Raw genomic sequence first — 22,511 nt, forward strand, 5'->3', positions numbered from 1 at the left:
GGCCGAGCGCACGGTCGATCGGCTCTGGACTGTCGTCGGCAATCTGCTCGACGCCTTCACCCCAACCGAGTGCGCAAACTACTTCGCTGCCGCCGGTTACGATCCGGAGTAGGTGGAAACCGCTCTAGCTGCGGGAACCGCTTACGAACCTTTGCAGCCCTTCTGCAATGATGATCAGATGTGGCGCAACCAGCGCGATCAACTCAGTCGGACGATGTCGCATCAAACCCCAACCAGCGTCGAATTCGGTCCGTGGCCTACAGATGTAGACATGGACGAGCTTTGGTTCGGAAAATTGAATTTCGACGTTGGCGCGCCACTGGTCACGCTCATCGAAGCAAGTACCAGCTACTCGCTACCGCTATCAAGCCCGGATCATAATCACAGATTAGAAGCAGATTTCGTTTCCATCGAAAGAGGATCTGTCTTCCGGTTCACATTCGAAGAGGTCATCGCATTTCGTGTCTTGGACGAAAACGGACTTCTGGAATTGTGGGACGCGTCGAGCGCAAGCCCGCGTCCAGCAAAAACTACTTTCCGAGCAAGAGGGCATGCCTGGACCAGAGAGAGCTTCCTAGTATTCATGGCACAAGGTTCCGAAACGCGATTTAGCTACTTCGTTGCAACAGAGGAGCACTGCCTTGAGGTTGTTTGTCACAAGGAGCCCAAATTGACGGATATGGGTCCGGCACGCGTTACGACTGCGAGACTGAATGACCGATGACCACCCCGATGCGAAGCCGGGCGGCTGACGAACGGCCGCTTTAGGGAGATACCTACAGCAGCCTCACCGGCTGGGTCGGGTCGGAGACCGAACGTCCGCTCCAGGGCGGAGGGCCAGGGTCCAGTGCCCAGCCGCTCCAACCCTTCACGCGCGGCGCACCCAGCCTCCGACACTCACCGCAAAAAATCCCCGAACGCCCGCGGGCCGTCCGGGACCTTGATCTCGCCCGTCACCTTCAGGGTGGTGGCGTCGATCACGCTGAGGGTGTTCGAGCCCCAGTTCGCCACCGTGAGGGTGCGGCCGTCGCGGGAGGCGGCGATGCCCTCGGGGTGGTCGCCGACCTCGATGGCCGCGACGTTGGTGAGCGTCTTCAGGTTGAACACCGTGACGGTGCCGGAATACTGGTCGGTGACGAAGCCGCGCGGGCCGGCCAGCGCCACCACGTAGGGGCGCTCGCCGGTGGTCACCCGGCCGAGTTCGCGTCCGCCGGTCACGTCGATGACCGAGACGTCGTTGGAGGTGACATTGGCGGTGTAGGCGCGGGCGCCGGCCGCATCGAGGGTGATGCCGAAGGGATGGCGCCCGACCGGGATCTTGCGGGTCTCCCGGGCCGTGGCAACGTCGACCACCGAGACCGAATCGCCCTCGCGGTTGGCGACCAGCAGCGTGGCGCCGTCGGGCGTCACGGCGATCCCGGACGGGGAGGCGCCGACCTGGATCTCGGTCTCCAGCGTGGCACCGTCGGGCGAGACCACGAAGATCCGGCTGCCATACCAGTCGGCCACGTAGACGGCGCCGGATTTCGGGTTGACCGCGATCCCCAGAGGACCGCCGGGCAGGGCGAGGGTGCGGGTCACCGTGCGGGTGGCGAGATCGACCACCGCCAGGCCCGGCCCCTCGGGGCGGGTGACGTAGGCGGTCCGGCGGTCCGGCGAGAGGGCGATGCCGGCGGGCGCGCCGTCGATCGGCACCTGCGCCGCCACCGTGCCGGCCTCGAGATCGACGATCGCCAGCACGTTCGCGCCCTGCGCGGTGACGAGGGCCTCGTCGGCTCGGGCGGGCGCACCGAGCCACAGGAGGCTCAAGAGGAGAGGGCCGGCAAGGCGCCGGCCCGTCCCCGTTCTCCAACGTGGAGCGATCAAGAACCGCTCTTCTCGAGCTTGGCCTTCAGAGCGTCGAGGCCCGTGCGGTAAAGGCCGCGCACCGCCTTCTGGGAGGCCTCGTCGTTCAGCTCGGGCGGCGGATCGTTGTTCATGTAGCCGCGGTAGAAGGCGCCGTCCCAGACGACCTTGGACTTGCCGCCGCCGGCATCCTCGACCTTCAGGGTGGACGAGTAGTCGTTCACCGGCAGGGTCTTCACATCGACCTTGTTGATCCGGTACGAGTAGCTCATCTTCTCGGCGGAGTACTTGTACAGCTCTTCGTCGACGGTGGCGCCGCCCTTGAGCGTCAGGGTCCGGGTGGCCTTGATCTCGTTGCCGCCCTTGCCCTCGGTCTTCTCGACCGGCGGCAGCCAGCTCATGTCCTGGAAGTTGCCGATCACGGCCCAGACCTTGTCGGGGGCCGCGTTGATCTCGACGGTCTCCTCGACCTTCTTGCGGGTCGGGCCGTGCGCCTGGGCGCCGAACGACACGACGGCGAAGGCCGCCGCACTCGCCAGAGTGAATAGCTTCATCGGGTCCTGGTCTCCTCGGGAACGCACATTCTAGGGTGCTGGGGGGGAACGCTCGAGGATGCGGTCTTCGCGGCCCAGGGCCGTGGCCACCTTGTCCTCGATCCAGTCCCAGGCCTCGCGCTCGGCGGGCCCGGCGGTCTTGGCGATCGCGATGGCGTGGTAGCGCATCTCGATCAGGATCTTGTCGGGCTCCAGCATGTGGAGGCGGGTGGAGAGGATCGCCGCCTCCAGCACCGCCGCCTGTGCCCGGTTATAGCCGAAGAACGGCATGTGCGCGGCCGAATGGACCATCCGTCCCCGGTAACGCGGCCGCACCGGGTCGTCCTCGATGGCCACCACCTCGAATTCCGCGTGGCCGAAGCTCTCGGCGAGGCGGCGGCCGTCGATCCGGTCGCAGGGCAGGGTGACCCAGTCGCGCCGGCCGGTCACGGCCCCGGCGATCACGCGTACGTCGCTCGGGCTGGAAGCGGCGAAGACCGGGTTGTCGGCGAGATTGAGGATGGTGGGGGAGGGCCGGAACGGGGCCAGGATCCAGTCCGCCCCGTCCTGGATCAGCCCGAACGGCACCAGGTGCAGCGCGCCGTCGCGGGCGGTGGTGGTCACCACGGTCTCGAGGATCAGCGGCACGGGATCAGGCCTTTCCCGTCGCGGCGGGGGTCCGGTCGGGCACGAACGTGCCGCAGACAATGCGGCCGCCGCCCTCCGGGGGCGTCTCCGATACCGCGTCGGCGGACGGCTCCTCGCCCGGTCCCGTGGTCTCCGGCGCAGTCGCGCCGGCCTCGACCGGAGTCGCGTCGCGGGCGACCGTCTCGGCGGCGGCGGGACCGGAATGCTTGGTGTGCCCGGCCTTCTTGAAGGCGGTGGTGTCCTCCACCTCGGCATCAGCGGCCGCGCCCCAGACCAGGGCCTCGTCCTGGACATAGCGCTTGCCGAGGCGCCAGGCGGTCTCGGCCTTGGTCAGCTCGCCGCCGAGATAGAAGGCGTGGGCACCGTCGCTGGCCACGTCGAGGCGGGGGAAGAACGCCATCGCGTCGGTGCCGATCGTGTGAACGTCGCGGTTGAACACGTGGATGCCGTCCTCGGCCACGGCGATGCGGTAGTTCGGGTCCTTCACCTCGGCCGCCTGGGCCGCGATCTCATCCGGGGTCTGCACATAGGGCCGCTTGTCGTGCAGCGCCAGCAGGCTCCGTCCATAGCCCTTGGGCAGGGCCGAATCGGCATGGGCCGCGAACATCACCCGGCGGGCGGCGTCGTGCTCCTCCACCGTGCGGCGGGTGTGGTTCGAGACCTGGACGATGAGCACGTTGCGGATGGCGAGTTCCGAGCACATGCCCACCAGCAAGGCGGTGACGCCGAGGCTGTCGGCCTCGGTGAGTTCGGTGAGGTTGCCGGTGCCCATCATCATCTCGATGCCGGGCCAGCGCCTGCGGGTCTCGTGATAGCGGGTGATCGACTCGACGAAGCCGAAATGGATCGGCTCCAGGATCGGGTCGGCCATGTAGGGCCGCCCGGCCCTCTCCATCCTGTCGATGGCGCGGTCGAGGGAGGGCAGGTCGTCGGGCCGAACCGGCACCAGAACCGGCACGGCGTCGGTCTCGAAGGCGAGGTCGAGAGTGTTCTCGTTGAGGCTGAGCAGGTAGTCGGCCCCGGCCCGGGCGCCGCGCGTCAATTCGTCGAGGGAGAACGAATCGACGCTCACCCGCAGTCCGGCGCCCTTCAGCAGGCGCACGCACTCCTCGAGATGCGGGAAATCGGTGTCGGGCAGGCCGCCGAGGTCGATCACGTCGGCGCCGCGCCGGGCGAGGTCGAGGCCCTTGGCCAGGATCTGCTCGGGCGTCATCTTCGAGGCGTCGACGATCTCGGAGAAGATGCGCAGGTCGTGGCGGGAGAGATCGACCGTGCGCCCGGCCAGCCCGAGATAGGCCGGCAGGTCGACGATCTCGTCGGGGCCGCGCTCCACCGGCAGACCGAAATGCTGGGCCAGCGCCTCGGGATTCGCCCGGCAGCGCCCCGGCAGGACGATGCGGGTCGCGCCCTCCGGGATCGTCACCCGGCGCCGGATGATCTCCTCCGTCATCAGGGCGGCGACCTTCACGCCGGCATCGGCGATGCTCCAGGCGTAACGCTCCGGCGGCAGGGTGGCGGCGACCTTCTCCAACCGCGCCTTGGCCATGCGGCCGGTGATGAAGACGATGTGCTCGGGCGAGACGGGCTCGGACGAAGTCGGGTCGGGCGAGATCGGATCGGATGCCGTCGGGCTGCTCATGCGGCGGCCCTCCGCAGGTCCGTGCCGGGGCCGAGGATCTCGATGCGCCCGGCATAGCGTTCGGCGAAGGTCGGGAAGGCCGCATCGACCAGTCCCATCCGGGCGAGGTCGGTCCAGCGGGTGCGCAAGGGGCGGTCGACCGACTTCACCAGCAGGCAGACCGGCGCCCCCACGGTGCCGGCGAGCCAGAGGGCGAGGCTGTCCGAGGTGACCTCCCAGGTTTCCGGAATATCGGGATGCCCGGCCTTGAGGGCGACGGGGTCCCAGACCGGCACCCGCCCGGCCGCGAGGGCGTCCGCGATGGAAGCGAGGTCGCGGGCGACGACGAGACGGGGCTCCACGTGCGAAACGATCTCGGCCATGTGGCCCATGGCGTCGAGGGCGAGGCGGTGGGCGAGGGCATCGGAGAAGCCCAGGGCGCTCTGCGTCGTCCGCACCGCATCGGCGAACGGACCGCCGCCGGGCACGAGGAGGCAGGGGCCGAGCTCGCCGTCGGCGAGGCGTGCGAGCTGCGCCCGCAGGCGGCGGGCATCGGCCACGAGGCTGCCGCCGATCTTCACCACGGTCGGGGCGGCGCCGAAGCCCATCAGGCGGCGTCCCGCCGCGACAGGGCGCGCAGAAGGCGCACGGCCTCGGTCACCCGGGCGGGATCGAGGCCGCGCCTGCGGTCGCTGGCCGCGCAGAGGCCGCCGCGGAACCCGAGATAGCCGGCCCCGAGGGGGGCCAGCGCGGCGATGTCGGTGAGCGCCAGGGAGCCGGCAAGTCCCGAGACCAGGCCGTGCGACCGGCAGGCCCCAGTAAAGGCCGCCAGGGCCGGAAGGGGCAGGTGGTCGGTGAGGCGGCGGCCGTCCTTGCCGGCCGTGTCGATCATGGCCCCGAGGAAACCGGCGCGGGCCAGGCGCGGCACCAGGTCGAGGGCGCCGCCCGCCTCGGCGAACAGCACCGCGATCAGGCGACCCGGCGCCGCGGCGGCGGCCTCGGCGAGATCGTCGTCCGCCCACCCGGAGCGCACCGCCACCTTGACGAAGCCGACACCGGTCGCCGCCATGGCGTCGATGCACGGACGCAACCCCGGCCGGTCCGGCTCGCCCGCCACCGCGCTGGTCAGCGCACCGCCCTCGACCCGCGCCACGATGGCGCGGACGCGGTCGGGCGAGAGGGCGCCGAGCGCCCCGCGGTCGGGGTCCTTGGCATCGACGAGATCGGCCCCCGCGCGCGCCGCCAGGGCGGCCTCGTCCCCATCGCGCACGCTCACGAGGAGGCGCGGCGCGGACGCGGCGGGATCGGAGGGAGGACAAACGCGGGACGACGGCATCAGCGCGGGTTTCGGTTGCCTGGGGTCTTGAGCGGGGTCTTGGGCAGGATCTTGGGCAGGATCTTGGGCGGGATCGCGGGAGAGACCAACGACGACGCCCGGGTCGGGAAGCGCCGCACCCATGACGGCGCGGCCGGGGCAGGTTGGGCCTCGAGCGGACGCTTCCGGCCTGAGCGGGGGCCTAGCGCATGGACCGGAAGAAGGGAAACCCCATTGAAGACAGGAGATCCCTTCGAAGACCCCCTCCAGGGAAATCCCTTCAAGATAAGGAGATCCCGTGAGCGGGATTCCCTGATGTCGAAACGCCGCCCGGTCACGACCGGTTCGGCAGCGGCTCGGCCAGGATGCGATTCTTCACCACCCAGCGCATGGCATGCGCCCAGGTGTCGTCGGTGTCGGCGCGGATCACCACGCGGCCGCCGCGGATGATCTTGCCGGTTCCGGCCTCCGCGACGGTGACGGTGAGGTTGAAGATTTGGTTGGAGCCCTTCTCGACGTAGCCGCTGACCGCGAGATCGGCCCCGAGGCTCTTGGCGATGGCGGCGGCGCAGCCGTCGCATTTGTAGAGCGGCGCCTGCTTGGCGATCTCGGCGGCCTGGGGCGCCACGTCGACAGCCTCGACGCTGTCCCCGAGGGCCTTGCGCAATTCGTCGGTGACGAGCCCGAGGCGCCGGACCTCGTCGGGGCGAGCCTTGCGGCCACCGACCACGCCGGGATCGAACAATTCGACGCCGAAGATGGCGGCCTTCTCGGGCGCCGCCTGCGCCGGAGCCGCGAGGGCAGCGACCGCCACCAGGGCGGCGAGGGGCCAGCCCAGCCAGGAGCGGACAGACGACCGGTCGTTGGAGAACAGAGCCATGGGCAGACCTCTCCGGGTGAAGCCGGACGCGACGGGCATCGGAGAACGCGCCGGTGCGTTCGGCGATCCCGCGCCCGTCATCAGTTCTACGAGATCGGCCCGGAAACGGGCGAGCGGGCAATTGCCGCGCGAGGGCCGAGCTTGGCCCCGAAGTTCCCTGAAGGACGGGACGAAACTCCTTAGGAACCCCTTATCAATCCGCGATTGAGCGCAGGTCCGCAATGTTGTTAGCCTGCCCGCCACATGCACAATCCTGCTCGCATCCTTCTCGCCCCGCTTGCCCTCGGCCTCAGCCTTTCCGGCCTTTCGGCCGCACGGGCTCAGGAACCAGTCGCCCGGGAACCTACGGCCGCGATCGCCCCCAGCGAGACCGCGATCGGGCTGATCTACCGGCCGGAGGCGGCGCCGTCCTCCTACGACGCCGAGGCCGTGCCGGAGGACGAGGGCGTCGCCGGCGCCCGGATGGCGGTGAAGGACAACAACAACACCGGCCGCTTCACCAAGCAGACCTACCGGCTGGACGAGGTCGCCCTGGAGCCCGGCACGGGCGGCGATGGCGGCCAGAAGGCGGCGGCGGCCGCTCGCGACCTCGCCGGGCGCGGCATCCGCTACCTCATCGTGGCGCTGCCGGCGGACGAGGTGCTCGCCGTCGCGGATGCGGTGAAGGGGCAGGGTGTCACGGTCTTCAACGTCGCGGCGCCCGACGACCGCCTGCGCGGGGCCGATTGCCGGCGCAACGTCTTTCACGTCATCCCGAGCCGGGCGATGCAGACCGATGCCCTGGCGCAGTTCTTCACCCTGATGCGCTGGCGCAAGATGTTCCTCATCGTCGGCCCGCAGGAGAACGATCGGCTCTATGCGGACGCCTTCAAGACGTCCGCGAAGAAATTCTCCCTCAAGATCAACGCCGAAAAACCCTGGACCTTCGGGCCGCTCGCCAAGGCGCGCGGCGACACGCCGACCCGCTCCGAGGCGATGGTGTTCACGCGGGGCGTCGATTACGACCTCGCCATCGTGGCCGACGAGGCCGGCGACTGGGGCGATTACGTCCCGTTCCGCACCGTCGACCCGCGCCCGGTGGCCGGCACCCAGGGCCTGATCGCCACCACCTGGCACCCGATGCTGGAGACCTGGGGGGCGGCCCAGGCCCAGAACCGGTTCCGGCGCCAGAGCGGCCGGCTGATGCGCCCCCTCGATTACCAGGCCTGGGAGGCGGTGCGCTCGGTCGGCGAGGCGGCGACCCAGAAGAAGACCGCCGATCCGGCGGTGCTGGCCCCGTACTTCGCCGAGCCGGGCTTCAGCCTTCCGGCCTACAAGGGCGTCTCCCTGACCTATCGCCCCTGGGACCACCAGCTGCGCCAGCCTCTCATCGTGGTACAGCCGAAGGCCCTGGTCTCGGTGGCGCCCGAGCAGGGCTTCACCCACCAGCGCACGCCCCTCGACACCCTCGGCATCGACCTGCCGGAAACCACCTGCAAGTTCGCGGATTGAGCAAGTTCGCGGATTGAGCCCTCACGTTCGCGAGAGACCCGGACGGGCTCTCGCCCACCTGCGGCAACACGGTCCTGTGCCCGCTTGCAGTCCTGCGCTCCCCATGAGACGGGGCTGCACTATAATAACGCCCCATCAATCGCGGACGACACAGCGATGGCCCCGAGGAGGAACCCCATGAGCCGCGGCTTCAGGGCAGGCGCGCCCGGTACGGTACTGGGCCTGGCATTGCTGGCCGGCACATCGTTGGCAGGCTTCGGGCTCGCAGGCGTATCGCCGGCGCAGGCCTACACGGTCTACGTCACCAACGAGAAGGGCAACTCGGTCAGCGTCATCGACACCGAGACGATGGCGGTGACCGGCACCTGGAAGGTCGGGCGGCGCCCGCGCGGCGTCACCACCAGCAAGGACGGCAAGGAATTGTTCGTCTGCGCCAGCGACGACGACCGCATCGACGTGCTCGACACCAGCTCGGGCAAGGTGGTGCGCTCGCTCCGCTCCGGTCCCGATCCGGAGCAGTTCATCCTCGGACCCCAGGGCAACCTGCTCTACGTGGCCAACGAGGACGACAGCCAGGTCACCGTCATCGACGTCGAGAAGAACAAGGTCATGGCCGAGGTCCCCGTGGGCGTCGAGCCGGAGGGCATGGGCCTGTCGCCGGACGGTAAGGTCCTGGTGAACACCTCCGAGACCACCAACATGGCCCACTTCATCGACACCACGACCTTCCAGGTGATCGACAACATCCTGGTGGATGCCCGCCCGCGCTTTGCCGAGTTCACGGCGGACGGGAAGTATCTCTGGGTCTCGGCCGAGGTCGGCGGCACCATCAGCGTCATCGACGTCGCCGCCCGCCGGGTGATCAAGAAGATCACCTTCAAGATCCCGAGCGTGAACGACGAGGCGATCCAACCGGTCGGCATCCGCATCACCCGGGACGGCACCAAGGCCTTCGTGGCGCTCGGCCCGGCCAACCGCATCGCGGTGATCGACGCCAAGAGCTACGCGGTGGAGAAGTACCTGCCCGTGGGCCAGCGCGTCTGGCAGCTCGCCTTCACGCCGGACCAGAAGCTGCTGTTCTCCACCAACGGCTCCTCCAACGACATCTCGGTCGTGGACGTGGCGGCGGAGAAGGTGGTGAAGAGCATCCCCGTCGGCCTGCTGCCCTGGGGCGTCGCCGTCTCGCCGAACTGAGCAATCGGTTCGTCGACAGAGCTGTAGGAGATCGACGCGTCCCTCTCCCCTGTGGGGGAGAGATCGGAACCGGGGATCGTCGGGTGACCCGCAGCCGGGTCGCTTGGCAGCCCCCACCTCCGACTCTGCCCCACAAGCGGGCGGAGGGCACGGAGCGACCAACGAGACACGTCCGCCCCAAGGCGGCACCGCCCTGAGGCGGCAAACGGGAGGACACCGAATGAAGCAGACGATGCGGATCACCGCGCTCGCCCTGGCGACGCTCCTCGGCGCGGGGTCAGCCCAAGCCCTCGATCTCACGAAGAAGCGCCAGAACCTGCCCGACCTCGTGCTCGGCAACGAGGAGGGCAACGACTTCGTCGTGGAGAACAAGGAGATCGAGCTTGAATCCGGCAAGGCCTATCGTCTGCGCATCGTCGCCAAAGGCCGGCAGGAGTACAAGTTCTACGCCACCGAGTTCTTCCGCTACATCTGGTTCAACCAGATCGTCATCCAGCACCTGGAGATCCACGGCAGCGGCCCGCCGGACCACCTGGAATTCGACGATCCGGGCGAGATCGCGATTGAATTCGTGGCGATCAAGCCGGGCGAGTATCCCTGGTCGGTGCATGGCCTCGAATCCAAGGGCATGACCGGCAAGTTCGTCGTCAAGTAGGAGCCCCCGTCGATGCGCCTCGCCTCCCTCGCCCGCGCGTGCCTCGCCCTCGCCTTGGCGTCCCTGGTCACAGCCGCCCCCGCCCTGGCGGACGACAAGGCCGCCTGCCTCGACGGCATCGCGATGATCAAGGCCGAACTCGCCAAGCCCGCCCCGGAGGCCGTCCAGCCCAGGCTGAAGAAGGCCCTGCGGGTGGCCGAGCGCGAGTTGGGGGAGGGCGAGTTCGACGAGTGCCTGGACGCGGTCGGCGACGCCCGGCGGGCCTTGAAGCCGTGAGCGCCGGTCCCGCCCTCGACGTCGCCCATGTCAGCCACCGTTTCGGCACCCGAGCGGCCCTGTCCGACGTGTCGCTCAGCGTGGCGCGCGGACATTTCACCGCCCTGCTCGGGCCGAACGGGGCGGGCAAGACCACCCTGTTCTCGGTGATCACCCGGCTCTACGCCAACCAGGACGGCCGGGTCTCGATCCTCGGCCATGCCCTCGACCGGGAGCCGAGCCGGGCGCTGGCCCGCCTCGGCGTGGTGTTCCAGGCCCGCACCCTCGACACCGACCTCACCGTCGCGCAGAACCTGCTCTACCACGCCAGCCTGCACGGCATCACCCGCAAGGCCGCCCAGGCCCGGATCGCGGTGCTGCTCGCCCGGGTCGGGCTCAGCGACCGGCGCGACGACAAGGTCCGCACCCTGTCGGGCGGCCAGTCCCGCCGCATCGAGATCGCCCGCTCCCTGGTGCACGAGCCCCGGCTGCTGCTCCTCGACGAGCCCACCGTCGGCCTCGACCTCGAATCGCGCGCCGATATCGTCGCCATCGTGCGCGCCCTGGTGCGCGAGGAGGGATTGTCGGTGCTCTGGGCCACCCACATCTTCGAGGAGATCGACGCGGGCGACGACGCGGTGGTGCTGCACAAGGGCCGCATCGTGGCGCGCGGCACCGCCGGCTCGATCGCCCGGGGCGACGAGACCCTGGAGGCCGCCTTCCGCCGCCTCGTCGCCGAACCCGCCCGGCAGGCCGCATGAGTACGATCAAGAGCACGCTTAAGAGCACGCCCCCGCACCCGCCCGTGTCGGCCGCGGCCGAGGCGCCCGTGCCCCATCTCGGGCGCCTCGACACAATCGGCTACCTGATCTGCCTCGGCGGCATCGTGCGTCGCGAGCTGCTGCGCTTCTTCAACCAGAAGGAGCGTTTCTTCTCCGCCCTCGTCCGTCCGCTGGTCTGGCTGTTCATCTTCGCCGCGGGCTTCCGCAACACGCTCGGCGTCTCCATCGAGCCGCCCTACCAGACCTATGTGCTGTACGAGGTCTACGTGGTGCCGGGCCTCGCCGTGATGATCCAGCTCTTCAACGGCATGCAATCCTCGCTCTCGATGGTCTACGACCGCGAGGTCGGCTCGATGAAGGTGCTGCTGACCAGCCCCTATCCGCGCTGGCTGCTGCTGCTGGCCAAGCTGATCGCCGGCGTCACCGTCTCGGTGGTGCAGGCCTACGCCTTCCTGGCCATCGCGTGGTTCTGGGAACTGGACATCCCGGCCCTCGGCTACGTGGCGGCGCTGCCGGCCTTCATCGCCTCAGGGCTGATGCTCGGCGCCATCGGCCTGCTGCTGTCCTCGATGGTCAAGCAACTCGAGAACTTCGCCAGCGTGATGAACTTCGTGATCTTCCCGATGTTCTTCGCCTCCTCGGCGCTCTACCCGCTCTGGCGCATCCGCGAATCCTCCGAGACCCTGTACTGGATCTGCCAGCTCAATCCCTTCTCCCACGCGGTGCAGCTCGTGCGCTTCGCCCTCTACGGGCAGTTCGAGCCGGTCGCCTGCGCGGTGGTCGTGGGCACCACCCTCGTGTTCTTCACCCTCGCGGCCGTCGCCTACGATCCCGGCCGTGGCATCATGGCCCGGCGCGGCGGCCCGGCCGGAGACAATTCCTGATGAGCCTTCCCATCACATCCCTGCGCATGACATCCCTGCGCATGACATCCCTCCGAGCCCTCGCGGGCCTCGCCGTCCTCACCCTCGGGGTCGGCTCCGCCGTCGCGCAGCCCAAGTCCGATCCCGATTGGCCCTGCGTCCAGCGCAAGGTCTCGACCCTGAGCCCCGGCTCGGTCTGGACCGGGCCGGACCTGGAGGCCGCCGGTCCCTGGGGCGACGATTTCGAGGCTGCGGCGCTCGCCCAGAAGATCGCCTCCCGCCGTACCGCCCTCAATGAGGTCGACCCGCTCCTCGACGACTTCGTCGCCAAGGCCGGCGCCGAGAAGGACAAGCGCCTGACCCGCGTCTTCGCCGGCGTGTTCGAGGTCATCAACGGCGAGCGCAACAAGGTGATCTCGGGCATCGGCCGCTACGCCCAGGGTCAGCGCCGCATGGCCGAGCGCATCCGCGACGAGGCCGACCAGATCAGCGCCACCAAGGACGGCCCGAGCGCCCAGGATGCCCGCGACATCCCCAAGGATGCGTCGGAGCTGGAGACCAAGTTCACCTGGGACCGACGGATCTTCCAGGAGCGCAGCCAGTCGCTGACCTATGTCTGCGAGGTTCCGACCCTGCTGGAGCAGCGTCTGGGCGAGATCGCCCGCCGGATTCAGGCGCGCCTCTGAGACGATCGCAGAGCGGGATCGGCGAAGCGCGGATCGGGTTGCCACTTTATCCCGACCGGCTTGCTGAAACGTCCCTAAGGCTTTGAAATCAGACCGAAAAATGTGTCCGCGATGACACGCCGAACGGCCAAGCAAGGTTTGGCACGGTAAATCCACGCAAACGGCCCGCCGCGCGATTGTTCTTCGTCACCGATCCTCTCAAAAGTGTGACCGAAGCCCCGGACAGGGGGCAGGGACACGAAGACGACCGAGGGGCTTGGGGATGAAGAAGCGGACCTTGCGCGGCAGCTTGTTGCTGTCGGTGGCACTGATTCCGGGCGCGGTTTACGCCCAGGGCGCGGCGCCGGCGGGTGGACAGCAGGCGGTCACGCTGTCGGAACTTGACGTGGTCGCGACCACGCCGGTCAGCGCCACCGGCGGTGGCGGCGGCCAGTCGCTCTACAAGATCCCCAACACGGTCGAGACCGTGACGGCGGCCGACTTCGCCCAGGACCGGGCCACCCTCGACCCGACCTTCACCCTGGCCCGCAAGACGCCGGGCGTGAACCTGTCGGACGGACAGGGCAATGGCTTCCGCCAGACCCTGACCTATCGCGGCTTCGACGCCTCGCCGCTGCAGGGCGCGCCGCAGGGCCTCGCCGTCTATCAGAACGGCGTCCGCATCAACGAAGCCTTCGGCGATGTTGTGAACTGGGACCTGATCCCCTCGGTGGCGATCAACCGGATCGACATCGTCACCGGCAACCCGGTCTTCGGCCTCAACGCGCTCGGCGGCGCGGTCAACATCGAGATGAAGAACGGCTACACCTGGCAGGGCAAGGAGATCACCGTCAGCGGCGGCTCCGACGGGCGCATCAGCGGCTCCCTGCAATACGGCGAGGTCATCGGCCCCTGGAGCTTCTACTTCGCCGGCGAGGGCCTACGCGACGGTGGCTGGCGCTTCCGGTCGCCCTCGGAAATCGGCCGCGTCTACGCCGATCTCGGCCACAAGACCCTCGATTCCGAGTTCCACATCATCGCCTCGGGCGCCAAGACCTTCTTCGGTGCCGCCGCCGCCACGCCCGTCGACTTCACCCACGTCAACGAGCGGGCGATCTTCACCTCGCCGCAGACCATCTCCACCGAGCAGGGCCAGATCCAGGTCACCGGCAAGGTCGCGGTCTCGCCGACCTGGGACCTCCAGGGCAACGCCTACGTGCGCCGCCTGAGCCAGTTCGTGATCGACGGCAACGACGGCAATTTCGAGCAGTGCAGCACCCGCTCCAGCAACCGCGGCTTCCTGTGCTTCGAGGATGACGGCTTCGAGCGCGGCGCCCTGAGCGACCGGGCCTTCCGCGATCAGTTCACCATCGTCGGCCGCCAGGGCCAGCGCATCCCGTTCACCACGGGCGTCCCCTACGGCACCCTCGACACCATCCGCACCGAGGCGGTGGGCTACGGCGGAACCCTGCAGGCCACCAACCGCGACCAGGTCTTCGGCCACAACAACACCTTCGTGGTCGGCGGCAGCATCGATGCGGCCAACTATTCCTACAAGTCCTCGAGCACGCTCGGCGTGATCAACCCGGATCTCAGCGTCACCACCGATCCGCTGAACCCGAATTACGGCACCATCCCGGGCCTCGGCACCGAAGCGATCCGCACGGCGGCGGCGCTGGGCATCGCGCCCAGCAACGTCACCGGCTCGAACCTCTACATGGGCCTCTACGCCCTGGACACCTTCGACGTCACCGACGCCCTGTCGCTCACCGCCGGCGCCCGCCTGAACTTCGCCCGCATCTCGACCCAGGACCAGACCGGCTTCTCGCCGGACGTGACGGGCACCCACTACTTCACCAAGGTGAACCCGGTGGTGGGCGCGACCTATCGCTTCTTCCCCTGGCTCAACCTCTACGGCGGCTACTCCGAGTCGAACCGCGCCCCGACGCCGCTCGAACTCGCCTGCGCCAATCCCGATCGTCCCTGCCTGCTGCCGAACTCGCTGGTGGCCGATCCGCCGCTCAAGCAGGTCACCGGCCAGACCTACGAGGTGGGCTTCCGCGGCACCGTGCCGAACTTCTACGAAAACGGCCTGTTCAACTACAAGATCGGCGCCTTCCGCACCGACCTGCGCAACGACATCCTGCAGGTCGCGGTGCCGGGCAACGCCGCGCGCGGCTACTTCGTCAACGTGCCGGCCACCCAGCGCCAGGGCATCGAGGTCTCGGGCGAGTATGTCGGCGAGCGCCTCAGCCTCTATGGCAACTACGCGCTCATCGACGCGACCTTCCAGTTCGACGGCGAACTGTCCTCGCCGAACAACCCGCTGGCCGATGACGGCCTGATCAACGTGCGCCGCGGCAACAACGTGCCGCTGATCCCGAACCACCAGTTCAAGGCCGGGTTCAACTACCTGATCACGCCGATCTGGACCTTCGGCATGAACCTCTCGGCCTTCTCCTCGTCCTACTTCCGGGGCGACGAGTCGAACATCAACCGCAAGCTGCCGCCCTACTTCACCGCCAACCTGAACACGAGCATTCAGGTCACCCAGAACGTGCAGGTCTTCGCGCTGGTCACCAACCTGTTCAACAACCGCTACGCCAACTTCGGCACCTTCGCCGAGACGGGCTCGGTCGCGGGCAACTTCGTGATCAACGATCCCCGCACCACCACCCTGGTGCAGCCCCTCTCGGCCTATGGCGGCGTCCGCGTCACCTGGTAAACCCGCCCGACGCGTCGCCGACCCCGGGTCGGCGCAGCCGCCATACCAGCGGCCGTACCAGCGGCCATGAACCAAGCAACGGCGCGGATCCCCGAGATCCGCGCCGTTCGTCGTTGGAGACCCGAGCGATGCGGCGCAATGAGGCGCGATGATCCCCACGGCAGGGTGATCCTACCGACGACGCCCGCCGCCGTTGCGGCCGACGGATCGGCCTTCGGTCCGGATCGCGACGGCCCGCTCGGGAAGGCGGAGCACCGCACCGGTGTGGCGGCGCGCTTCAAAGCCGCAGGCCCGGAGGCCGCAGGGACCCTCGATACAAAGGAACTCTCGTCGCCCGCCGGCGCTTCCTTGGCGACCCTGACGAAGTCGGCCGCCCATCGGGGGCGGCCGCCCCTCTGGAGAGCCCATTCATGCGAATCACCCTCGCCCTTCCGGCGGCCCTCATCCTCCTCGGCACCGCCGGTCCGGTCCTCGCCTCCTCCTGCTCCGAGCAGATCGCCACCATCGAGCGCCGCCTCGACAGTGCCGGCGCCGAGCAGGTGACGGGCAAGGAGCCGCCCGGCGGCCCGACCTCCTCGCACTCGGACAAGGCCCTCGACCACGCGCCCAAGGGCAAGCCGACCGACCCGTCCACCACCGCCAGCGCCGGCGGCGTCGCCGAGGCCCGCGACCTGATCAAGAAGGCCCGCGCCCAGGACAAGGCCGGCGACATGAAGGGCTGCGAGGACACCATGACCGAGGCCAAGAAGAAGGCCGGCGCGCTGCCGTAGGGCACTCGATCCCGAGGCACCCAGCCCCGGGTCTCCCGGCCCCGAGGCGTCCGGTCAGGCTGAGCCCAGCCGGACGCCCGATCGACCAACGACGACATCGGCTGCGCCTCGCGGGGGCGCAGCCGATGTCGTTTGGAACCGAGGAACTCAGCCGCCGGGCACGCCCCCGGACCGGGCTGTGGCCCGGTGCAGGATGCGGGCGATCTGCTCGGCCGAATAAGGCTTGTGCAGCAACTCGAAATCCTGGGCGCCTTCCTCGGCGAGGACGTGGCTGTATCCGGAGGCCAGGACCACGGGCAGGTGCGGCAGATGGCGGCGCAGGTGGCGGGCCAGCGCGATGCCGCCCATGCCGGGCATCACCACGTCGGAGAACACCACGTCGTAGCCCGCGCCCCGGTCGCCGAGCCGCTCCAGGGCCTCCTCGGCATTGGCCGCCCAGGTCGTCTCGTAGCCGAGGTCCTGCAGGATCTGCGTGGCGAAGCGCCCCACCTCGACATTGTCCTCGACCACGAGGACGCGCTGGCCGGACCCGACCGGGGAGGGCGCCTCGGCCGGGGCGGCGGAGCCTTCGGCCGGGGCCGGCGCCACCTCCGGCAGATAGAGCGTGAAGGTGGCGCCGAGGCCGGGCCGGCTCGTCACGTCGACGTCGCCCCCCGACTGCTTGGCGAAGCCGAACACCTGGGAGAGGCCGAGGCCGGTGCCCTTGCCGACCTCCTTGGTGGTGAAGAACGGCTCGAAGATGCGCCCGAGCTGGCCCGGGGCGATGCCCGGGCCGGTATCGCTGAGCGCGATCGCGGCGAACGGCGCCCGCGCGCCCGCATGCCCGCGGATCGGCGGGATGCCGTTCGCGCAGGTGAGCCGCAGGGTGAGACGGCCCTCGCCCGCCATGGCGTCGCGGGCGTTGATCGCCATGTTCACCAGGGCGGTCTCGAACTGGCTCAGGTCGGCGCGCACGAAGCAGGGCGCCTCGGGCAGCTCCGTTGCCACCCGGATGCGCGCGCCCATCACCGGGTCGAGCATCTCGGCCAGGGCCCGCAGGCGCGTACCGACCTCGAACACCTCCGGCTTCAGCGTCTGGCGCCGGGCGAAGGCGAGGAGCTGTCCCGTCAGCTTGGCGGCCCGGTCCACCGTGTCGGAGACCGCATCGAGGTAGCGCCGCTTGCGCACCTCCGGCAGGTCCGGCCGGCGCAGGAAGTCCACCGACGAGCGGATGATGGTCAGGAGGTTGTTGAAGTCGTGGGCGACGCCGCCGGTGAGCTGTCCCACCGCCTCGAGCTTCTGCGACTGGCGCAGCTGCTCCTGGGCCACCGCGAGGGCGGCGGAGGCTTCCTTCTCCCGGGTGATGTGGCGGCCATAGGCGTAGATCAGCGCGCCCTCCGCCGAGCTGTGCCAGGAGATCCAGCGCGGGCTGCCGTCGCGGTGGCGGTAGCGGTTCTCGAAGCTGGTGAGGTCATCCTGCATGGCGGCCTGGTCGACGGCCCTCTGGGTCAGGTCGGCATCCTCGTGCCAGACGAAGTCGCGGAAGCTGCGGCCGACGATCTCCTCCGGGGCGAATCCCAGGATCTCGTCCCAGGCCGGGTTGACCGCGCGGAAAATCCCGTCGGTGCCGACCACCGCCAGGAGGTCGCGGGAGTTGCGCCAGACCCGGTCGCGCTCGGCGGTGCGCTCCTCGACCCGATGCTCCAGGGTCTCGTTCATCTCGCGCAGGCCGCGCTCCGACAGCACCCGTCGCGTGGTCTCGTTGGTGATGCAGAACATGCCCGCGATGGCGCCGGTATCGTCGTAGACCGGCGAGTAGGAGAACGACCACCAGGTCTCTTCCGGGACGCCGTAGGACGCGGTGGTCAGCGGCAGGTCCTCGAAGCGGCTCGCCTCGCCGGCCAGCGCCTTCTCGACGATGGGCAGCACCTGGTCCCAGACATCCGCCCACAGCTCCGCCAGCGGCTGGCCCTGCCGCTGGGAGCGCTGGGGACCGAGGAGGGGCCGGTAGGTGTCGTTGTAGAAGAACAGCAGGTCCGGCCCCCAGGCCAGGAACATGCTCTCGGGCGAGTTCAGGACGAGGCCGAGGGCGACCCGGAGGGCGCAGGGCCAGGTCTCCAGCGGCCCGAGCGGGGAGGTCGACCAGTCCTCTCCGCGGATCGCCGCCCCGGACGCGCCGCCCCCGACCAGGAAGGCGCCGGCCTCAGCCGACATCGGGACGGCCTCTCTCGGCAACGCCCCCCCAAGCTCGGGGCCGTGACGGTCCAGGGGCTCGGGGAGCCGGCGCGCGCAGGCGGGCAGGGCGGGAAAACATCACGAAAACGGCTTGCACCCTCGAATGGATTCAAGCCCCGTTCCATGGCCAAGCCGCCGGCGCCGGTCAACAAATTCCACGCCCGCAGCGTTGCCGCAGGGCGGCGGCAAGCATTGGAAGCCCCGCAGCAGCCCGCCGCAGCGTCATCGGCGCGCCGCTCAAACCGCCGGACCGGTCTCGCGCTGCCGGGAAGCGGGCCGGATCAGTAGGCGTTCTTGGTCCGGAACAGCGAAAGCGGGGTCGCCAGCATGATCTTCACGTCGAACAGGATCGACCAGTTCTCGATGTAGTGCAGGTCGTGCTCGACGCGCTTCTGGATCTTGTCGCTGGTGTCGGTCTCGCCGCGCCAGCCATTGACCTGGGCCCAGCCGGTGATGCCGGGCTTGACCTTGTGGCGGGCGAAGTAGCCGTCCACCACCTGGTCGTAGAGGGTGTTGGCGGCCTTGGCCTGGAGGGCGTGGGGCCGGGGACCGACCAGGGAGAGCTCGCCCTTGATGACGTTGAAGAGCTGCGGCAGCTCGTCGAGCGAGGTCTTGCGGATGAACCGGCCCACGGGGGTGACGCGCGGGTCGTCGCGGGTGACCAGCCGCGCCGCGCCGGCATCGCTCTGGCTGACATACATCGAGCGGAACTTGAACACCTCGATCAGCTCGTTGTTGAAGCCGTAGCGCTTCTGCCGGAACAGCACCGGGCCGGGCGAGGTCAGGCGCACCGCCAGGGCGACGGCGAGCATCACGGGCGCCAGGACCAGGAGCATCGCGCAGCCGACCACGCGGTCGAAGATGGTCTTGGCCACGATGTCCCAGTCGGCCATCGGCTTGTCGAAGATGTCGAGCACCGGCACGCCGCCGAGATAGGAATAGGCGCGCGGCCGCAGGCGCAGCTTCGAGGCCTGGGCCGAGAGGCGGATGTCGATCGGCAGCACCCAGAGCTTGGCCAGCATCTGCAGGATGCGGTCCTCGGCGGCGATCGGAATGGTGAAGATGATGAGGTCGAGGCGCGTGGTTCGGGCATAGGCGACGAGGTCGGTCACGGTGCCGAGCTTCGGGTAGCCCGCCACCACCGTGTCGGAGCGTGTGTCGCCCCGGTCGTCGAACACGCCGACGATGCGGACGCCCGAATCCGGCTGCCCGTCGAGGGCGCGGATCAGTTCCTCGGCGACGGGGCCGCCGCCCACGATGGCGGTGCGCCGGTCGAAATGGCCGCGCTGCATCTGGGCGGTGATGAAGCGCGCCAGGGTGAAGCGCCCGACCGCGAGGGCGGCGAGCCCGGTGACGAAGAAGCTCGCCAGCCAGATCCGGGAATAGTGATCCGCGATCTTGGCGAGGACCATGATGGCGGCCACCACCAGGAAGGCCAGGGACCAGGCGCCAGCGAGCCGCAGGGCCGATCCGGGCAGGGACCGGAAGGCCGCCATGCCGTAGGCCCCGGTGACCTGGAGCAGGAGCACGGCGAGGCCGGCGATGCCGAGGGCGGTGGCGAGGTAGCGCGGCGACAGCGCCACGATCCCGGCGAGCTGCAGGCGCTGGATCACGAGGCCGATGGCTGCGACGCCGACGAATTCCGCGATCCGGACACAGCCCGCGAGCACCACCGGCGAGTGCAGGGCCGGCGCCGGTGCCGGCATCGGGCCGGGCGCCCGCGCCTCGGCGGGCGGCAGGGCGACGGAGAGGCCGCCCTCGGGCTGGGGCGCGAACCGGCCGGCAGCGTCCAGCAGGTCACGGACATCGAAGGCGCTCATACGGGCTTCCGGGCTTTGTTTCGGGCGCAAGGGACAGCGGGGGCGGCGATCGGGCGGGCAGGGGACAAGGCCGTCGCGTCACGGTCCCGCTGAGGCGACCGCGGGGCGGGCGGCCTCCGCCCGGGCGCGCTGGGCCGCGGCATAGCCCGACAGCACGTCCGAGCCCATCCGGGTCATCGAGAACCGCGTCCGCACCGAAGCCGCCAGAGCCTCGAAGCGCTGGCGGCAGGCGGCGGGCTCCTCGTCGAGGACGCGGGCGATCGCGGCCGCGAGGGCCTGCCCGTCGCGGGGCGGCACCAGGTCGGAGGCGGCGGCCCCGAAGATCTCCGGAATGCCGCCCACATCGGTGGCGACGAGGGGCTGGCAGGCAGCGGCCGCCTCCAGCACCACGTAGGGGAGGGATTCGGCGAGCGAGGGCACCACCATGATCCGGCCGCGGGCCAGCACCGGGCGGATCGCCTGCGGCGGCTCGAATGCCACCGCGTCCCGCAGGCCCATGGCCGCGACCCGCTCGGCCAGAACCTCGGAATCGGGGCCGGAGCCGACCATCAGCAGGCGCAGGGGGCGACCCTCGGCGCGCAGGCGCAGGAGGGCGTCGAGGAGGAAGGGCACGCCCTTCGCGTCGCGCAATTCGCCGATATAGACGAGGTCGGCGCGCTCCTCGGCCGGCACGATCGGGGCGAATTCCGCCTCGCTGATGCCGTTGTGGACGATGCGGGTGATCCGGCCCGGGTCGCCCGCATAGGTGCGGTGCCGCGCGGCGACGTACTCGCTCTCGAACAGGAAGACGTCGGTGCGCAGGGCCATCAGGCGCTCGACGCACATATAGACCCGGTGGGGCAGGGTGCCGGGCTTGTAGTTGTAGCTCCCGCCATGGGGGGTATAGGCGCGGATCGGCCCGCGGTCGCGCAACGGGGCCATGCGGGCATAGACGCCGCCCTTGGCGCCGTGGCCGTGCAGCACGGTGGCGGCCACGGCCTCGGCGTGCCGGGCGACGGCGCGCAGGATCCTCAGGTCCGAGACATGCGGGTTGCGGTGCATCGGCAGGCGCATCAACCCCAGGGCGAGGCAGGGGGCGAGGTCCGCCAGAGCCCGGGCGGCGCGCTCGCCGCCGGTGGCGGCGTCGCAGAGGATGCCGACCTGATGGCCCGCCATGGCCTGGAGGCGGGCGAGGTCGAGGACGTGGCGGAAGAGACCGCCGACAGGCGCGCGGAAGATGTGGAGGATGCGCTGCGTGGCGCTGCCGGACCCGCCGGTCAGGACCGATGCGGACAGGTCGGACCCGGCGATGGGCGCGGCGAGGCCAGAGGTGGCAAGGCTGGACCCCGAGACGCCGGAGCCGATCAGACCAGGGGCGAACGCACGCACGACAAGCTGCTCCACGCGACACGGGACCAGCGGTCAGACCGCATGTCCGTCGGAGGAACCTGGCGTCCGAGAGGTGGGCGGACCGTTAAACGGACCGCCGCGCGGCACCGTCCGGCCGAAGATCGGCAGAATCCTTCGCGGTTCGGTTAGGCGAGTCCTAACTTCCGGAACAGTATTGCGAAGATCGCGGCCCGAAGCCCGGCATTCGAAAGCCCGGCATTCGGAAATCCGGCATTCCAAAATCCGGCATGCCGATCAGAAGAAGCGCTCCTTGATCACGATGGTGTCGCCGGGACGCACCGGATAGGTCATCGGCACGATGCCCGAGACGAGGCCGTCCCGGCCCTCGCGGGTCAGCACCGCGTAGTCGCGGGCGGCGCGGGGCCCGAAGCCGGCCGCGATCGCCACCGCGGTCTCGACCGCCATGCCGTTGACGTAGGGATACTGGCCCGAGGTCGTGACCTCGCCGAGGATGTAGAACGGCCGGTAGGCGTCGACCTCGACGGTGACGTGGGGCTCGCGCACGAAGCCGGCCGAGAGCTTGGCCTCGATGGTGCGCGCGGCCTGGGCGGTGGGCTGGCCGCCCACCTTCACCAGGCCGATGAGCGGCATCGCGATGTTGCCCGCGCCGTCGACCGCGTAGATGTTCGACAGGTTGTCCTGGCCGAAGACGATGACCCGGAGGCGGTCGCCGGCGGAGAGCGTGTAGCGCGCCCCGATCGAGCCGGTGCCGGTCGCGTCGAGTTGATCGGTCCGGAAATCCGGGCGCAGGCAGCCGCCGAGCATCAGGCTCGACGTCAGCGTTATGAGAAGTGATCGCCGGTTCATCACTACTGCCGTCGTGAGGAAGATTCGATCCAACTTCTAGGG

General features: G+C 69.5%; 21 protein-coding genes and 1 pseudogene. 11 read left to right on the forward strand and 11 right to left on the reverse strand.

Annotated features, from left to right (window positions below):
• Both J7U37_RS21825 and J7U37_RS21830 read left to right on the forward strand, forming a co-directional pair.
• A pseudogene (locus J7U37_RS21825) lies at positions 1 to 112 on the forward strand (IS630 family transposase); the annotation flags it as partial.
• Entirely contained in the window at positions 113 to 724 is a 612-nt protein-coding gene (locus J7U37_RS21830) for a hypothetical protein (protein ID WP_247637082.1), read from the forward strand. It abuts the pseudogene before it with no gap.
• Positions 725 to 897: 173 nt separating this feature from the next.
• On the opposite strand, the gene J7U37_RS21835 is transcribed toward J7U37_RS21830, so the two are convergent.
• The 7 genes from J7U37_RS21835 to J7U37_RS21865 all read right to left on the reverse strand — a co-directional run bounded on the left by J7U37_RS21835 (position 898) and on the right by J7U37_RS21865 (position 6,839).
• Positions 898 to 1,809, reverse strand: a complete 912-nt coding sequence (locus tag J7U37_RS21835) for a YncE family protein (RefSeq protein ID WP_244476898.1) — start codon at positions 1,807 to 1,809, stop codon at positions 898 to 900.
• Between the two features lie 53 nt (positions 1,810 to 1,862).
• The gene (locus J7U37_RS21840; RefSeq protein ID WP_056183731.1) at positions 1,863 to 2,399 is read right to left on the reverse strand and encodes an SRPBCC family protein; all 537 of its coding nucleotides are present in this window, start codon (positions 2,397 to 2,399) and stop codon (positions 1,863 to 1,865) included.
• Between the two features lie 30 nt (positions 2,400 to 2,429).
• On the reverse strand, positions 2,430 to 3,026 hold the full coding sequence (locus tag J7U37_RS21845; RefSeq protein WP_247637083.1) for a DUF447 domain-containing protein: 597 nt from the start codon (positions 3,024 to 3,026) through the stop codon (positions 2,430 to 2,432).
• Positions 3,027 to 3,030: 4 nt separating this feature from the next.
• Positions 3,031 to 4,665, reverse strand: coding sequence for a DUF6513 domain-containing protein (locus J7U37_RS21850; RefSeq protein WP_282104091.1), 1,635 nt, complete (start codon positions 4,663 to 4,665; stop codon positions 3,031 to 3,033).
• The gene (locus tag J7U37_RS21855; protein ID WP_247637084.1) at positions 4,662 to 5,252 is read right to left on the reverse strand and encodes a uridylate kinase; all 591 of its coding nucleotides are present in this window, start codon (positions 5,250 to 5,252) and stop codon (positions 4,662 to 4,664) included. The genes J7U37_RS21850 and J7U37_RS21855 overlap by 4 nt, the downstream gene beginning before the upstream one ends.
• Positions 5,252 to 5,980, reverse strand: coding sequence for a (5-formylfuran-3-yl)methyl phosphate synthase (locus J7U37_RS21860; RefSeq protein ID WP_247637085.1), 729 nt, complete (start codon positions 5,978 to 5,980; stop codon positions 5,252 to 5,254). Before J7U37_RS21860 ends, J7U37_RS21855 begins: the two co-directional genes overlap by 1 nt.
• Before the next feature lie 313 nt (positions 5,981 to 6,293).
• Entirely contained in the window at positions 6,294 to 6,839 is a 546-nt protein-coding gene (locus J7U37_RS21865) for a DUF3280 domain-containing protein (RefSeq protein ID WP_082503839.1), read from the reverse strand.
• A 243-nt stretch (positions 6,840 to 7,082) separates the two neighbouring features.
• Between J7U37_RS21865 and J7U37_RS21870 the strand changes: the two genes are divergently transcribed.
• The 9 genes from J7U37_RS21870 to J7U37_RS21910 all read left to right on the forward strand — a co-directional run bounded on the left by J7U37_RS21870 (position 7,083) and on the right by J7U37_RS21910 (position 16,239).
• Positions 7,083 to 8,330, forward strand: coding sequence for an ABC transporter substrate-binding protein (locus J7U37_RS21870; protein WP_247637086.1), 1,248 nt, complete (start codon positions 7,083 to 7,085; stop codon positions 8,328 to 8,330).
• A gap of 177 nt (positions 8,331 to 8,507) precedes the next feature.
• Positions 8,508 to 9,524 (forward strand): YVTN family beta-propeller repeat protein, encoded by a 1,017-nt coding sequence (locus J7U37_RS21875; RefSeq protein WP_056183720.1) that lies wholly within the window; start codon positions 8,508 to 8,510, stop codon positions 9,522 to 9,524.
• Between the two features lie 232 nt (positions 9,525 to 9,756).
• A complete protein-coding gene (locus J7U37_RS21880; protein ID WP_247637098.1) occupies positions 9,757 to 10,179 on the forward strand; it encodes a hypothetical protein in 423 nt (140 codons plus the stop codon).
• A gap of 12 nt (positions 10,180 to 10,191) precedes the next feature.
• Positions 10,192 to 10,455 (forward strand): hypothetical protein, encoded by a 264-nt coding sequence (locus J7U37_RS21885; RefSeq protein WP_056183716.1) that lies wholly within the window; start codon positions 10,192 to 10,194, stop codon positions 10,453 to 10,455.
• Positions 10,452 to 11,195 (forward strand): ABC transporter ATP-binding protein, encoded by a 744-nt coding sequence (locus J7U37_RS21890; RefSeq protein WP_056183714.1) that lies wholly within the window; start codon positions 10,452 to 10,454, stop codon positions 11,193 to 11,195. Before J7U37_RS21885 ends, J7U37_RS21890 begins: the two co-directional genes overlap by 4 nt.
• Entirely contained in the window at positions 11,192 to 12,100 is a 909-nt protein-coding gene (locus J7U37_RS21895; protein ID WP_056183712.1) for an ABC transporter permease, read from the forward strand. The genes J7U37_RS21890 and J7U37_RS21895 overlap by 4 nt, the downstream gene beginning before the upstream one ends.
• Positions 12,101 to 12,141: 41 nt before the next feature.
• Positions 12,142 to 12,765 (forward strand): hypothetical protein, encoded by a 624-nt coding sequence (locus J7U37_RS21900; RefSeq protein WP_056482860.1) that lies wholly within the window; start codon positions 12,142 to 12,144, stop codon positions 12,763 to 12,765.
• A gap of 262 nt (positions 12,766 to 13,027) precedes the next feature.
• On the forward strand, positions 13,028 to 15,469 hold the full coding sequence (locus J7U37_RS21905; protein WP_056183710.1) for a TonB-dependent receptor: 2,442 nt from the start codon (positions 13,028 to 13,030) through the stop codon (positions 15,467 to 15,469).
• Positions 15,470 to 15,879: 410 nt separating this feature from the next.
• Complete coding sequence (locus tag J7U37_RS21910) at positions 15,880 to 16,239, forward strand: hypothetical protein (RefSeq protein ID WP_056183708.1); 360 nt, start codon at positions 15,880 to 15,882, stop codon at positions 16,237 to 16,239.
• 147 nt (positions 16,240 to 16,386) lie between these two features.
• Here J7U37_RS21910 and J7U37_RS21915 read toward each other — a convergent pair whose 3' ends face one another.
• From J7U37_RS21915 to J7U37_RS21930, 4 genes are all read right to left on the reverse strand, one after another.
• A complete protein-coding gene (locus J7U37_RS21915) occupies positions 16,387 to 18,432 on the reverse strand; it encodes a PAS domain-containing sensor histidine kinase (RefSeq protein ID WP_247637087.1) in 2,046 nt (681 codons plus the stop codon).
• Positions 18,433 to 18,734: 302 nt separating this feature from the next.
• A complete protein-coding gene (locus tag J7U37_RS21920) occupies positions 18,735 to 20,273 on the reverse strand; it encodes an undecaprenyl-phosphate glucose phosphotransferase (RefSeq protein WP_247637088.1) in 1,539 nt (512 codons plus the stop codon).
• A gap of 78 nt (positions 20,274 to 20,351) precedes the next feature.
• On the reverse strand, positions 20,352 to 21,563 hold the full coding sequence (locus J7U37_RS21925) for a glycosyltransferase family 4 protein (RefSeq protein ID WP_247637099.1): 1,212 nt from the start codon (positions 21,561 to 21,563) through the stop codon (positions 20,352 to 20,354).
• 333 nt (positions 21,564 to 21,896) lie between these two features.
• Complete coding sequence (locus tag J7U37_RS21930) at positions 21,897 to 22,469, reverse strand: polysaccharide biosynthesis/export family protein (protein ID WP_056183701.1); 573 nt, start codon at positions 22,467 to 22,469, stop codon at positions 21,897 to 21,899.
• Between the last annotated feature and the right edge of the window lie 42 nt (positions 22,470 to 22,511).

The sequence above is a fragment of the Methylobacterium sp. 37f genome (assembly GCF_023093475.1).
Classification (GTDB): domain Bacteria; phylum Pseudomonadota; class Alphaproteobacteria; order Rhizobiales; family Beijerinckiaceae; genus Methylobacterium.